Origin of the sequence: Brakhagea baltica (assembly GCF_052161605.1) — a bacterium.
GTDB lineage: Bacteria > Planctomycetota > Planctomycetia > Pirellulales > Pirellulaceae > JBKCUI01.
In genome coordinates, this window is sequence record NZ_CP197409.1 from 170,755 (window position 1) to 185,778 (window position 15,024).

Below are 15,024 nucleotides of genomic sequence, written 5' to 3' on the forward strand. Positions count from 1 at the left end.
GCCCGAGCCTCGCCTGACGAAACATTGACAAACCAAAGCGGACGAGTGGGCTGACACCCTGCAAAGTTTTAGAGCCTGCGACTCAGGACTGGTTATTTCAAACGGGACACTTCTTTTCTTAGAAAACTTTCCTATCTCCCTTAGCATCAACCGTTTCGACAGCTTACCCCTTGCTTGAGAGTTGAATTGTTAAACAAGCGAAACAGAGGATTGTCGGGAGTTTCGGAAAAAAGTGGGGGAGCGGGCGTGATCTCCCCCACCTCTACCAATAGATACGTTTGGACCTTTCTCGAATTACCAATCTTTGTAGATCTTTTTCGGAAAGTTTGGCTACAATCGAAGACACTAGGATTCCGCATCATTCCCTGTTGGTTTCGCTCCGTTGACAGCTTGGGTGGATCGGAAGTGAACTGGTTAGAGATACGCTCTTGAGTAGGAAGACGTCTCTTTTTTAACAAATTCTTTATGGCATTGGAATTAAAAACCTCGGCAACCCTGCTTCTATCGCTTCGGTCTCTAGACAATCAGACCGGTTGGGAGCGTTTTCGTTCTGAGTACGAACCGCTGATGGCCAGTTGGCTCCAGCGTTTGGGCATCACGGGGAATCGGCTGCTAGATATTCTGAGCGATGTCTACCTGAAACTAGTGCAGCACTTTCCCAAATTCATTTACGACGATTCAAAGAGTTTTCGATCGTGGCTGAAAACGGTCGTGGAGAATACGCTGCGGGACGCGATGCGAAAGTCGTCACGGTCGCACGAGGTTTGCTTCGACAATTCGGTTCTCGAAACGGCTAGCATCGATTTGTTTGGTCCGAATGATATCGATGAGATGTTCAGTCCTTATGAAGAACGCATGCAAGTAGCCCGTACGATCATTTCGCGAGTCAGAGATCGAGTGGCGGCAAAAACCTGGGATGCCTTCTATTTCACGGAAATCGAGGGCCATTCCTGCTCGGAGGTTGCGACAGAATTAGGTATGAGAGAAAACCAAGTTTATATCGCGCGGTTTAGGGTCCGTCGTTTTCTTCGGGAGGAAGGTGCGAGAATCGATGGAACCTCTCTAATCGCATAGGATCTAGACGAACTGGCTCCATTAATCCGAAAATCGCTCCTCGAGTAAGACCGGTTCGTATCCTTTTATATGCGATGTCCCTCTCTAGATTTCCTGAAAAACTTTGTTCAGTCTCCCGACGAGGCGATGAACGCGCTGCCCGGATTCGAGGAACACCTCGACGAATGCCCCCGTTGCCAAGCTCAACTCGACCTGCTCGCTGAGGCGAGCAATGATCAACTATTAGATAAAGTTCTTGGGAAGCGTCAGGCCTTTTATTCAGGCTTGCCGGAAATCGACGGCTATCAAATTCTGGAACAAGTTGGGAGGGGGGGCTTTGGTGCCGCGTTTCGTGCGATCCAGATCTCAACGGGATTCACCGTAGCAATCAAGCTGCTTTTTCAATTGACATCTGACGACAGCGAACGCTTTGACAACGAACGCCAGATTGTGGCCCAGCAATCCCATCCGAACATTGTTGCGCTTCTCGATGCCGGCCATTTTCGAGGTGGCTATTTTCTCGTTTATCGATGGATGGAGTCAAATCTATCGAACTGGATGAAATCTCGTGATTCGCTCCCGGTGGCTGAGGTCTTGCGGATCATGAAGGAAGTCGCCACTGCGGTAGAGTATCTGCACTCGAATGGAATTCTCCATCGCGACTTAAAGCCCTCAAATGTCCTGATCGATGATAATGGGGGGATCAAGCTGACCGACTTTGGGATCGCGAAGAAACTCACCCCCGAGGACGCAACGTCGAACACCGCTCTCCCGCTCGGGACCCCAAACTACATGGCACCCGAACAGACTGGCATGTCAGACGGTAGGGTTGGTGTTCACACTGATATCTATGGGCTGGGTGCGCTGTTCTACGCTTTGCTACTCGGACGACCACCATTTGTTGGTGAACATCTGCTTCAAATCTGTCAGCAAGTTGCTGGGGAGGAACCGATCGCCCCCGGAAAACTACGCCCCAGTGTCTCCCGCGATTGCGAAAACGTTATTCTGAAGTGCCTCGAAAAAGAGCAATGTTATCGGTACCAAAACGTTTTAGGATTGCTGCAGGATCTTCGCCGTCTCGAATCAGGGGTACCTGTACAGGCCAAGCCGCCGTCCTTGATTCGCAAAGCACGTCGATGGGGCAGAAAATATCCACGTGCAGTGGCTTGGAGTCTCGCCGCATGCAGTTTTGTTTTGCTTTCCATTATTGCTTTTCTATGGGATAACCAACGTTGGCGAGAAGCCTCAGAGCAATTGGTCATCATTGGGCTCTTTGAACAATTGAAGTCCGCCGACTCTGCCGGCCTAGAACTGTCTCTCGAGGCCATAGAAAAGGTGAAATTGAGTAAACGCTTAGAGCTTAGTAAAGGCATAAGCGTCAACAACCCCGTTCACCGTCTTCGATTGTGGATTGCGTCTCAATCAAATCAGGAGTTAGGTCGGGATGAACTAATCGAGGGAATCCAACAGTCGGAGGTTATGGACCTTACGTCTATACAACCTCGCATTCGAGCTGCTATTTCACAACCGAATCGTCAGTCGGATATTCTGGCAGCCTGGAGAGCCGCTTCGGACCCGTTGGATGTTCTGAAATTGGCAACGTTGATCGATGCAAGTCAAGTTGATTCTGAAACCAGGGAGCATGTGAGTTCACGAGTTATCCAAGTGCTGGAAACTCGTCCCCGTTTCGAGAGTAAAGTTTGGGAAGAGTGTCTTGAAAATTTCGCGAACGATGTGACAGACGTTTTGATTCGCGAGCTCGTAGAATGCCCTTTGGAACAACGCAGCAAGTTTTCCATGGCTACGGCGCTGGCCATGAAATGGAACGCGAAATCCTCCAATCACGCAAGTCTATTAAAAATAATCGAACTTGCGACCGTCGACTGTTTTAAGGTTTTAGCACAAGAGCCAGACCTCCTCACCGATGGCCTGCTCCAACTGTCAAGGGAACGAACACAGGCTTTGAAGGCGACCGGCGTTCGGACTATTTTCCCCAACGATGCTCCCGATCATGAGTCGGGCAGTGAACACAACAGACTATCCGACATCCGTGACTTACTTGAGTCCTTCGCGGGGGTAGCCACGAACGAGAGCGGGTTTTTGATGCGAGTCCCAGCCGACAACTTTAGGGCTACCCTACAAAGGTTGAATGAAGCGGGATTTGCAGCAAGTTCACTTCAAAGATACCAGGATGAGTCAGGGGCGGCATTTACCCTCACCTTCGCTGCATCCAACGCAAAGAACGATTTCCTCGATTTGATCTCCCAAGACAATTGGCGAGAGACTCTTTCCAAAAAGGAGGAGATTGGATTTGGGGTCGCTTCCATTTGGCCCAATGAGGAGTACTCATCGATTGACGTTCTTTTGCTAGAGCTACAGCCCTCATCTGACCTCCCCTCGTTTCATGTGGAATCTACCGAGATCCAAGACCTTGTTTGGGCAACGCCATCTTCCCCGATACTACGGACGACCCCGTTGGTACGGCCATGGAAACATACCTATACGGGATTTCTGCAAGAAGACAAAACGTCGTTTGGTTTCAAACAGGAGTGGCCCGTTGACTACGCTACTCGAAGATATCCAGCTGATGTTCCGCAATTGCCCCTGACTCCTCTAGGACAACGAACGATAACTTCCTACTTGGAATTGGGATCCTTTACACTTTCTAGGAGCATCAGTTATCCAGGGCGAAACATTTCTCTTTGGACCACTCACCCATGCGATCAGGGGGAATTTCTAGAAAAGGCAGCGCACCAATTTAAGCTCGGACTTCAACCAAAACAAATTTGTCGTCATCCCGGAACAGGACAGTACGCAGGCTTTTGGGAGTTCGACCAAGGTTCCGCAGAAAGTTTGCACCGATGTCTCGCTATGAATGTTTTGCTACTTTGGCTCGGTGGCGAAACAAGCCCGTTGCTCGAGGAGCTCAAATACTCAGCTTGGCCGTCCTGCCGAACATGGATCATCCACTCTCTCTCATCGATCGATAGTACCGCACAATCATGGGCCGAACTGTATCGCGATTCTCTGGACGCGGATCAGCTCAACGCATGGATTATCGCTGGTAGCGAATTCCGCTGGGAAAACATGGATCGTATGCTGAGCAACCATGTCCAAAATAGAATGACACAATTGGTCGATCATCCAGATTCCGGGGTTAGCAGCTCCGCGCGATGGTTTCTCCAAAATGCAATGCAGGTAAAAGCGAGTACCCCCGACTCGATGGCTGAGCCTTCTCAGACGCATCGTAGCTGGTATTATTCGTCGTCAGGCATTCCCTTTATCGTTATTGATACAGATGCGATTCATCTTTTGGGAGAAGGAACCAAGCTCCCCTGGAATCGTGAAGTCTTCAGCGACACGACCCGATTGAACAGAACGATTGCGATGAGCGCGATTGAGATCCCTAAAGAGCTATTTGAGCTGTTTTTAGAAGAGAATCCGAACCCAAGTCTCTCGCAGCACCAATTCAATGTCCCTTGGGACCAATCGCCAGCGATGGGAATCAATTACCATTCCGCGTTAAAGTTTTGTCGTTGGCTTAGTCTGCGGGAAGGCATCGATTCGGATGCGATTGGGATACCGGATTTAGATTGGGAAGCCCCCGATACGCCCCAGAATGGCGATGAATGGGGCCGAGGGATTCTTGATAAGGACGGGTATAGGCTACCGACGGGAATCGAGTGGGAGATCGCATGCCGTTGCGGGACGATCAGCTCGAGCTTCCACGGGGAAACTGATGAGTATCTTTCCAAGTATGCGTGGAATTCGCACAACGCACCCTTGGCTCCTATGCCAATAGCTAGTTTAGCCCCCAACCCTTGGGGGTTTTTCGATATCCTCGGAAATGTTTACGAAACGAATCTAGGGGGTTCGATAGCCCTTTATGCCGAATATACGAATCAAAAGCATTTAAACTTTGAGGTCGAATTCAAACAGTCGGTCAATCTGCGTGGTGGATCGTTCCTTTCGAATCGAGCTTACTGTGTATCGGGCGCCATTAATGCGATCCCATCTAGCTCGAAAGATCGCAATACAGGTTTCCGAATTGTCCGAACTCTCAAGTCAGAGTTGGCAAATTAGGCTGCTACTCGATGTCTCCCTGCAACCTTTTTTTGCCATGATTCCCTTTGAGTAACTATACTGGGGACTCGCGGATTGATCCCTTTTTTCAAGAACTGTACCCTATGCTGCCTACCGTGATTCGTTTACTGCTAGCCACCCAATTGTCTCTATTTTGCCTAATGACATCATCTGCGTTCTCCGAAGAAGGGAGCCTCGCTGCTCCTATCCGATACCACCTCTCCTTTCGGCAAGCAGAGACCCATCGTGTCGAGGTCGAGGTCCAAGTTCCCACGGACGGAATGGAACGAATCGAGCTCTTCTTGCCTGTGTGGACACCAGGCAGCTATCTGGTTCGAGAATACTCTAGACAAATTGAAACGATGACGGCCAGTCACGGAGAAACCAACGAGCCTATCGTGTTGGAACGCGTCTCCAAGAACCGTTGGGCACTGCAAACCTCCGGTGCACAAGAGATCCATGTGCGATACACAGTCTATTGTCGCGAAATGAGCGTCCGAACAAACTGGGTTGAAAAGGATTTCGGATTCCTGACAGGAGCCGCTACATTCGTAACTCGCGAGGATTGCTTGGACCGCCAACACGTCGTCCGACTCAACCCACTTCCAGAGTGGAAACAGGTTGCCACGAGTCTCGCGACCTCCGGATCTGACCAATGGACTCGAGTTGCCTCGAACTTTGACGAACTGGTCGACAGCCCGATCGTAATGGGAAAGCTCGACATCAGAACCTTCGATTGTGGTGGAGTTCCACATTATCTAGCCACACTCGGCGGAGAACCATTTTGGGATTCTGAAAAGGCAGTACAAGACGTTCAGAAGATAGTGGCTAAGGAACAAGAGTTCTGGGGTGAAGTCCCTTACCAATCCTATTGGTTTTTAAATCTCGCGACCGAACAAGGTGGGGGCTTGGAACACGACAATAGCACAGTCCTGATGACGAGCCGATTTGCAACGAAAGATAAGGCAAAATACCAGAATTGGCTCGGCCTCGTCGCTCACGAATTCTTCCACACCTGGAATGTAAGACGCTTGAGACCTAAGACTTTAGTCAACTATGATTATGACCAAGAACAGTATTTTCAAGAGCTTTGGGTCGCTGAGGGAATCACGAGCTACTACGACGACCTGTTCCTACCGAGGGCCGGTTTGTGTACCCCTGAAGAATATTTGGGGCGACTCAACAAAGCCGTAGCTGACGTTCAAAAATCCCCCGGCCGAAAGGTTCAATCGCTCTTCGATAGTAGCTTTGACGCATGGACAAAATACTATCGACCAGATGAGAACGCAAAAAACAGTCGAGTGAGCTACTACACAAAAGGAAGCCTCGTAGGATTGCTGCTAGACGTAGAAATCCGTCGGGCAACCAACAACGAAAAGTCGCTCGACGATGCCATGCGACAACTCTGGCGGGAGCATCGTGAAACGGGCTACACCAACGAGGATGTTGTCAGAATTTGCAACCAAATCGCCGGCCTCGATCTGGGGGATTGGTTCAAAGACAGCCTGGAAACGACCAAGGAGCTGAACTTTGATCCGTTGCTTGAGTTCTATGGCCTCCAGTGGAAAGACTCTTCACCAAGCGACACAAAGGACCCGAATGCGAAAGAGCCTGCCCATGTCGGTCTGACTTTGAACAATCAATCGGGCAAGGCGATGGTCGCGACGGTCCCAACAGACTCGCCAGCAGCTGATGCAGGCTTTAATGTGGGGGACGAGTGGATCGGGCTAAACGATCTCCGAATCACGGCGGAAAATTGGAACGAACTGGTCGGTTATTTCCAAGTTGGCCAGACCTGCAACTGTCTTATAGCAAGGCATGGCAAGTTGATCACACTAAAACTTAAACTCGGAACCAAACCCAAGGAGTCTTGGACGCTCAAGCGTGTTGACAAACCCACCGAGCAACAAGAATCGCATTGGAAAAGCTGGCTCGGCATCGAGCCCGCACCGCCAGCAGAAGCGGCGACCGAAACTAAAGCAGAATGATGGCAGGCAGAATGATGACGAGGGCGATGGTCAATTGGCGGTTCGTTGAAGGGTGATCGCAAATGCCCCCCACTGTGTTGAACGGAATTCTTGGAAATCATTTTGCCTTTACGGATCCCGCTGGTTATTGTTTTGACTTGAACGCATCTGATTCCTGGCTGCTGTAGTGGACGAGGCAACGAGACCCTTTGCATTGGAGACCGCATGCTCTTGTACCAAAATGACACCTGCTGTAATCGTGCCAAGCGGTCGGGCCTCGTAGCCTCTTCCACTACAACAGTTGGGCCTCGTGGCCTCGTACACAGAAGAAGAGATAAGACTTAGTCGTTAATGATTCCGCCAATTGCGATCGAGTAGCCCGTTAGCCATCGCCCATCGACGCAAGCGACGGAATGGAGGCTTTCTTGATCGACGCAATGCACTTAATTCTCCGGTAGTGGCAATGAAACCTTCAATAGCTCAAAGCTACTCAATGTATGGTTCCGCTAATGAAGTTTATGCCTCACGCAACGATCTCTTGAATGACTTTTCCATGCACGTCAGTAAGCCGGAAATCTCTCCCTGCGTAGCGATACGTTAATCGCTCATGGTCGATCCCCAGCAAATGAAGCATGGTCGCATGCAAATCGTGAACGGTGGTCGGTTTCTCTACAGCACGGAAACCGAATTCATCGGTCGCTCCGTACACAGTCCCGCCCTTAATTCCGCCTCCTGCCATCCAAACGCTAAACCCATAGTGATTGTGATCTCGCCCCAAGGTTGATTGGCCATCACCAGAAAGCTCCACCGTCGGGGTGCGTCCAAACTCGCCGCCCCAAAGAATCAATGTCTCATCGAACATACCACGCTGCTTGAGATCTTGAATCAAGGCTGCAATGGGCTGATCAATCTCGCCAGCTAACTGACGATGATTGGCCTCAATGGCATTATGATTGTCCCATGGCTGCCCAGCACCATGCCAGAGCTGAACATACCTCACTCCTCGTTCTAACAATCGACGAGCAATGAGAGTCTGACGTCCATGTACACTGTCGCCGTAGCTATCTAACGCATACTGTGGCTCATTGCTCAAATCGAAGGCTTCCGAAGCATCCCGCTGCATTCGAAACGCGAGCTCAAAACTCTGAATCCTCGCGTTCAATCGCTCATCCAGTCGTGCATCGCGATGCAGTTGATTCATCTGTTGGAGCAGATCCAGTTGACGGCGTTGGTCGCTATGCCTGACGCGGGAGTTGGATATGTTCTCAATCAATCGATTCACATCGCGATACTGTGGATCAACAAAAGTTCCTTGAAAAGCCCCCGGCAGAAAACCAGCTTGCCAGTTCTCCGCATCCTTGATGGGATACCCAAACGGACACATGGCAATGAATCCAGGCAAGTTCTCGTTTTCGGACCCCAATCCGTAAAGGACCCAGGAACCGACGCTGGGGCGAGGCTGAACCGAATCGCCGCAATTCATAAGCATCAGGGATGGCTCATGATTAGGAACCTGCGCCACCATCGAACGAATCACCGCAATATCGTCGCTATGAGCGGCCGTCTTCGCAAACAACTCACTCACCTCAAGGCCGCTCTGGCCATACTTCTTAAACTTAAAGGGAGAGGGGAATGCCGCTCCTGTCTTGCGCTCGGTCGTCAACGTATCCGACAGAGGTTTCCCCGAATGCTCCGCCAGAGCCGGCTTGGGATCGAAAGTGTCAACATGCGATGGACCACCGTTAAGAAAGAAGTGAATCACACGCTTGGCTCGGGGCGGATGGTGCGGAATCTGGAGTAATGATGCGTCTCCCTCACCAAGTCCCATCGATGCACCCGCAGTTCTCGAAGCAGATCCGAACATGGAGCTTAACGCGACCCCTCCTAGACCAAGCGACGATTGGAAAAGCATGGATCGACGGTCCAACATACCTCGACTATTTCCCGATTCAAAAGATCTCATGGTACTCGTACTCCAGTCCGCAATCCTTAGTCAACAAATAGAAACTCATTGGTGCAGAGCAGAACGTGGACGTACTGTTCCCAAGCATCAAGCTTGTACTCCTCAGGTCCTCGAAAATCTGCTTTTGCATCCCATATTTGCTCAGCCCCGATTCGAGTTACCGTTTCCAAATCTCTGTCCACCTTAGGCTCCCCGTCCGAAGTAGCGACTCGCTTCAGAATCGGCGCCCAGAGAAACTGATCGGTATTGAGCTCAGAATTGATATCGACAACGAAATCGATTCTATCTCCCGCTTCCACTGCTATGTTTTCAATGCTCATCGGGCGCTCCGAAGCCTTTAGTTGCACCGACGCGAGTAGGGTCTTCTCATTATGAAAGATCGAAAATCGTACTCCGTCAGCAACATCAGGTTGATGTTTCGCAACAGATTCTATCGAGATGACCATCCGCTCTGGAGCCGTCCAGCGACGAACTACCGCGTGAGAAAAGTCGTTGCCGGGATGCCCCCCCTCCGCCGTCAGCTGCGCCCATCCAAAAGCCGCGTCAGGCCAGTTGGCCCCTCCTTGCCATGCATCGCCTGAGAAATGAGGCAGTGCTTGAAATCCGGAGAAGAGCGGGACCGAGATATCAATCTTTCCGACTCCATAGGACCAGCAACTAGGAGCGGCAGCGACGGACGATTCGTCCTCAAGGGCATAGGCGAGGAACTCAAGCCCCAACGCGAGTTCCCGCTCGGTAGGAGACCGTTGCAATAGCGCCTGAAACAATTCGATAATCGAATCTTGCGGATTCGTGTTGTGCCCCTCCGGGCGACAACGCTTGGCGATCTCGCGGACTTGATTCGCTACAAATGAACTGTTCAGAAAGTAAAGGGATTGTTGGGGAATGGTCGTCTCATTTCGACGGCCAATCGAAAGGTCAGGATTCGCAAAATCGAAAACGCGAAGAGTACTCGGTAAAAATTGCCGGTCTACAAAACCGTACAACGCCCGCCTCGTACTGCCATGGGCACCTGCTATTTGTCGCTCTTGTTGAAAACGAAGCTCCAAATCGAGCTTGCCACTAGACTTAAGTATCGAATCGCACTGCTCCTCCCATCGCAACCGGCGGGGAGAATGCCGCCAGACAAGCCGGTTCTCTGGGTCGGTTTCCAACATCTTTGCCGGGAGCAGCTGGTCGCTCCATCCAACTCCACTTGAAGCTTGGTAAGCGTTCGAAAGCAGAATCTTGCGAACAATCGCTTTGGTACTCCATCCGCTCGTCATCAATTCGCGGGCTAACCAATCCAGAAGTTCGGGATGGCTTGGGGCGTCCGACCGAAGCCCAAAATCGCTTGTGGACTTTACAATCCCTTGCCCGAAAAAATGCTGCCATAGACGGTTTACCCAGACCCGTGCGGTCAATGGATTAGTGGGGCTTGTGATTTGATCCGCGAGTTCCCATCGACCACTTCCGATACGAAAGGGAATCGGACCCTCGTCGTTCATACCACTTGAGAACATCGATAAATACCGGAGATTGACCACCTCCCCTTTGTTAGCAGGTACTCCACGCTTGAAAATCCTTGGCAGTACGATTGCTTCTCGATCGAATAGACCCACAGCTACCCTTTGATTAGGATTCGCGCTGATTCGCCACCGGTCGACTTCTCCTTGCAATCTCCATAACTCGGTACAAGTGCCAGAGTCAAAGAATCCTTCGATCGCAACAATCTCCTCGTCAGGTATCTCGTAGGGAGATGACGAATCGTACAAGAATCTTAGTAGCGGCTTGGTTTGTAAGCTAAGAGAGTCAACATAGGATTCCTGAACACCAGATTCGATTCTTCGTTGCAGATCTGCAACCAACACGGCAACGAGTTGACCATAACGATCAGCGACATCTCGCAACGACTCTGGTGCTGACTCGAACTTAGCAGCTACCCAGGGGTGTATACCGTTGTCGTTTTGTATGTGTCTCGCGACTTCTTCGGATTGAACCGCGAACGTGTCGCTAGCAAGCGATGAGAACAGAAACCACGGCTTCAAAATGGCTTGATCCGGATGCCCATCATCTGATCGAACCGTTGCCAAATACCGCTCCCATCGTCTCACGAAAGCAGGAATGAGATCGCTTACTGACAGGATCTGGTCAAAGCCTTCTTCTGGGAATTTATGCAACTCACTTTGAGCATACAGGTAATCCGCTGTTCTTTCTCGAACGCGATCTGACGCGACCTTGCGACTGGCAAGCATTTGCGTATGCAGCGTCTTGATGCGAGTGTCGAGTTCTGCTCTCCACTCGGCCGACTGCTGTGCCTGGGCGGCAGAACGCTCGATCAACTCGACTTGCCGTTGCGTGCTATTGTGAAAAACGCCATAGAGGGAATAGTAGTCCGCTGTAGGAATCGGATCATATTTGTGATCATGACATCGCGCACAGGCAACCGTAAGGCCGAGCGTTGCCCGCGTGACTACATCAATTCGATCGTCGATAATATCATGAGTAACGCCTAGAAAACGTCGTCCCAGGGTTAGGAATCCCATCGCTGCCAGGTGCTCTGGCTCTCGCGTTGCGTAGCGATCCGCAGCGATCTGATACCGCAAAAATCGATCATAGGGCAGATCATCGTTAAACGCTTTGATGACCCAATCACGATAAGTATTGGCATGAACCTGAAATCGTTCTTCACGACCGTACACATATCCTTTGGTATCCGAATAGCGAGCAATATCCAGCCACATGCGAGCCATCTGTTCGCCGAAGTGAGGCGATTCTAAGAGGCGGTCCACCAATGCCGCATAAGCCTCAGGGGTAGCATTTTGTTCAAAGCGGTTGGATATTTCTAAGTCGGGGGGCAGGCCAGCAACATCGAAACTGAGGCGTCGGACCAGCGTGCGTGGATCAGCTCGATCCAAGAGTTGGAGGTCTTGTTCTGCCCGTTTCTTGTGGAGAAAGTCGTCGATCTTCCATGGGAATTCCTCTTCACGATCGAGACCGAAGTACTCCGAAAAGTTGGTTTTGAGTGGCTTGAATGCCCAATGCTCCTTCCAAGCTTCCTTGCTCTCAAGTGAACTAGGACCGGACGAATCGTAATCCGGCCAAGGTGCTCCGATTCGAACCCATTGGTGCAAGTCCTCGATCTGGAGTTCTGACAAACTATAATCCGGCGGCATCTCCAGCCCGTCTTGGCGGTGAACTGCCCTCATCAGCAAACTGGCTTCCGGGTCACCAGGAATCACCGCAGCACCACTTTCACCGCCAGCAAGTATCCCATCGCGGGAGTCCAGCCGCAGTCCACTCCATTGCTTTTTATCTCCGTGACATGCTACGCAATGCTCGATAAGCAAAGGTCGAATCCGAGCCTCGAAAAACTCAATGCCTTTGTCGTCCGCGCTGGAATCGCTACCAACGAGAAACAAAGCCGCAAAAATCGCAAAAGTGCCTCTAGAACCAAGCAAAATCGGCATCATGAACAGTCAGAGAGAACGGGAAGGAATGTTTGGTGGGAACTATATTCTAGCCAAACTGCGCTCTGTCATGGGTTGCTCTTGCTTTTTTTGGCTAATTACGTCACACTCCCGGCCAGTCGAGATTGCTGAATTGTATTCTGTCTGGAATTGTCCTCGGGAGTTCTGCAAGTCTGTGCGGCCGCCTGGAGCAGGATGTGTGAGGACGGAAAAAGAATTACTAATCGCAACTAAGCCTTTTGCTTCAGAAAACAAGTTGCGTAGCTGGCTAGAATTGGTGCTGACTCTGTCCCTCTTAGCCACGACCTTAACAGTTGCTGTTGTCAATCAGCTTTGGTTCGCAAGGCTTGGGGCAAGTTTGATTTCTGGACTACTAATTGTCCGAATCTTCATATTTTACCACGACTTTCAACATGGCGCCATTTTGACGGGCTCCCGTTTGGCCAAGTTTCTGATGGACTTGTACGGGCTCCTCGTGTTGAGTCCACCCAGTGTCTGGAATCGGTCCCACGACCATCACCACAAACACAATTCAAAAGATTTGCTGAGCAGTATGGGGTCGTTCCCTACGATGAGCAAGCGGCAGTATCAGAAGGCAAGCTTCCTGGAGCGGGCTGCATACTACTGGTCGCGGCATCCTCTTACCATCGTTTGCGGCTATTTTACCATTTTCATGTTCGGGATGTGTGTGCGCGCCATCCAAACAAATATCCGTACGCACAAAGACGCGGTGCTTGCTTTGCTGCTCCACATCGCAATCGCATGCACATTAGGTTTCATCGGACTGGATGAACTGTTTTTTGGAATGACCCTGCCCCTCATAGTCGCTTGTGGAGCAGGTTCCTACCTGTTCTATGCTCAACATAATTTCCCTAGCTGCATTCTGGATGCACGCGAAGACTGGACACATGCCGGAGCTGCTTTGAAATCTTCGAGCTACCTCAAGATGTCCAGGCTGATGAACTGGTTCACCGGCAATATCGGCTACCACCACATACATCACCTGAATGCAAAGATACCTTTTTACCGCCTCCCTGAGGCGATGGCAGCACTCCCTGAGTTGCAAAAGCCCGCGTCCATCACCCTTTCGGTTCGCGATATCGTCGGATGCTTCCACTCCAATGTTTGGGATGTGGAAGCGAAGAAGTTAATTAGCTTCCGACAAGCGGACGCCAGTTTCGGGATTCAACAACCTTCGGTCTCGGGCTAGGAGCACCTAGCCTCTAGCAAAAGTTACGCCGCCCTCCGGGCAGAGTAAACCACTTCGGATTGCTGAGGCTTTTCCGAGTGGACAGCCGAGCTTCTCCTCCAAAGCTCAATGATTTCTGCAATCAAGCTGTGCTTCACAGTTTCGCGAAAAATGCTGTCCTGAGGCAAACCAGCTATAAGCCTCCGATGCGCCTTGCCGAGATTGTGATAGGGCAAGCTAGGGAATAGATGGTGCGTCGCATGGTACCGAGTTCCTGTAGGCCCCCAAAGCTCGGTTATGACGGGATTGTTCGGGTAGTCGCAGGAATCCAGAAGCTGTTGCTCGAATGTCAGTTCAGAACCCTCTCCTGTCCAGCGGTGCGCACCGAGTGTCCGAATGTTGTTGAGCATGATCATCGCGACGCTAACCCCATACGCATGAAACCAGAATGGATCTAACCAGGTCTTAGCAATCAACGGACCGTGCAGCATTATGAACCACGCGACAATGAGGCAGGCAGCTTCTTGTAGGCGCATGATGCGATAGACTTTCTCACCCGCTTCGGGCCGCACATACGAGATATCCATCACCATGGTAGACGCTCTCGCGAATGTCCATCTCCGGATCTGAGGAAACACCCAAGCTATCGGCGTCAAAATCCCCCAGCGGATCAAGGCCACGAATGGAGTTACTAGAGTCCCGAGCATGTACCATACGATCGCGCTCGGCGGTTGATGGCTCAGATTCAGGTACTCTCCATCCTCCTCAGTCCCGTACGATTTCCGGCGATGGTGATCGATGTGCGGATAGTAGGTGAACGATGGAATCATAAACGGAATGCCGCATAAGACATTCCATACCACGCGAAACGCTCCCCAGCCCTCTTTCGGCAAGTGAACAAGCTCATGAGTGAACATGGCAGCCCGCAGGAAAAGCACCACCGTTGCAGCACCGATCAACCCTTTGATTGCGACCGTTCCAAGCAACCCCGTGCTCAACCACTTGTCAGTGTGAACATTCAATGTGAATAGTGCGTGACCTGCGGTTATTGTTAGCAGAAAGTCCGCCCAGTAAATCTTGGGGTCGGGTTTGTGCAGGTCTTTGATAAGCTCCTTGGCCTGCCGGATGGAAAACTTGGATGTCTCGAAATTTGCTACTTCCACTTTCACCCCCCCAATGATTCCATCTTGTCATCTAAAATGGTGCCGACGATAGTTGTGGGTATCGTCCATCAGGTCTTGTTTCGTTCCTCCTACTCATTCCACCTTGTAGAGATCCCCCAATTTTACCATTCTGTCAGTTTGGGGTACCATAAGACCG

7 protein-coding genes are annotated in these 15,024 nt (G+C 50.9%); 4 read left to right on the forward strand and 3 right to left on the reverse strand.

Annotation, left to right across the window (positions count from 1 at the left end; all coding sequences use genetic code 11):
• Positions 1-465: 465 nt before the first annotated feature.
• From SH449x_RS00695 to SH449x_RS00705, 3 genes are all read left to right on the forward strand, one after another.
• Complete coding sequence (locus tag SH449x_RS00695; RefSeq protein WP_482379397.1) at positions 466-1,074, forward strand: RNA polymerase sigma factor; 609 nt, start codon at positions 466-468, stop codon at positions 1,072-1,074.
• Between the two features lie 69 nt (positions 1,075-1,143).
• Positions 1,144-5,136, forward strand: a complete 3,993-nt coding sequence (locus SH449x_RS00700) for a protein kinase domain-containing protein (RefSeq protein ID WP_482379398.1) — start codon at positions 1,144-1,146, stop codon at positions 5,134-5,136.
• 161 nt (positions 5,137-5,297) lie between these two features.
• A complete protein-coding gene (locus SH449x_RS00705) occupies positions 5,298-7,124 on the forward strand; it encodes a M61 family metallopeptidase (RefSeq protein ID WP_482379399.1) in 1,827 nt (608 codons plus the stop codon).
• A 502-nt stretch (positions 7,125-7,626) separates the two neighbouring features.
• Here SH449x_RS00705 and SH449x_RS00710 read toward each other — a convergent pair.
• A complete protein-coding gene (locus SH449x_RS00710) occupies positions 7,627-9,066 on the reverse strand; it encodes a DUF1501 domain-containing protein (protein WP_482379400.1) in 1,440 nt (479 codons plus the stop codon).
• Between the two features lie 26 nt (positions 9,067-9,092).
• Positions 9,093-12,518 (reverse strand): PSD1 and planctomycete cytochrome C domain-containing protein, encoded by a 3,426-nt coding sequence (locus SH449x_RS00715; RefSeq protein ID WP_482379401.1) that lies wholly within the window; start codon positions 12,516-12,518, stop codon positions 9,093-9,095.
• Positions 12,519-12,585: 67 nt separating this feature from the next.
• Between SH449x_RS00715 and SH449x_RS00720 the strand changes: the two genes are divergently transcribed.
• The gene (locus SH449x_RS00720) at positions 12,586-13,725 is read left to right on the forward strand and encodes a fatty acid desaturase family protein (RefSeq protein WP_482381865.1); all 1,140 of its coding nucleotides are present in this window, start codon (positions 12,586-12,588) and stop codon (positions 13,723-13,725) included.
• A gap of 23 nt (positions 13,726-13,748) precedes the next feature.
• On the opposite strand, the gene SH449x_RS00725 is transcribed toward SH449x_RS00720, so the two are convergent.
• Positions 13,749-14,867, reverse strand: coding sequence for a fatty acid desaturase family protein (locus SH449x_RS00725; protein ID WP_482379402.1), 1,119 nt, complete (start codon positions 14,865-14,867; stop codon positions 13,749-13,751).
• Positions 14,868-15,024 lie beyond the last annotated feature (157 nt).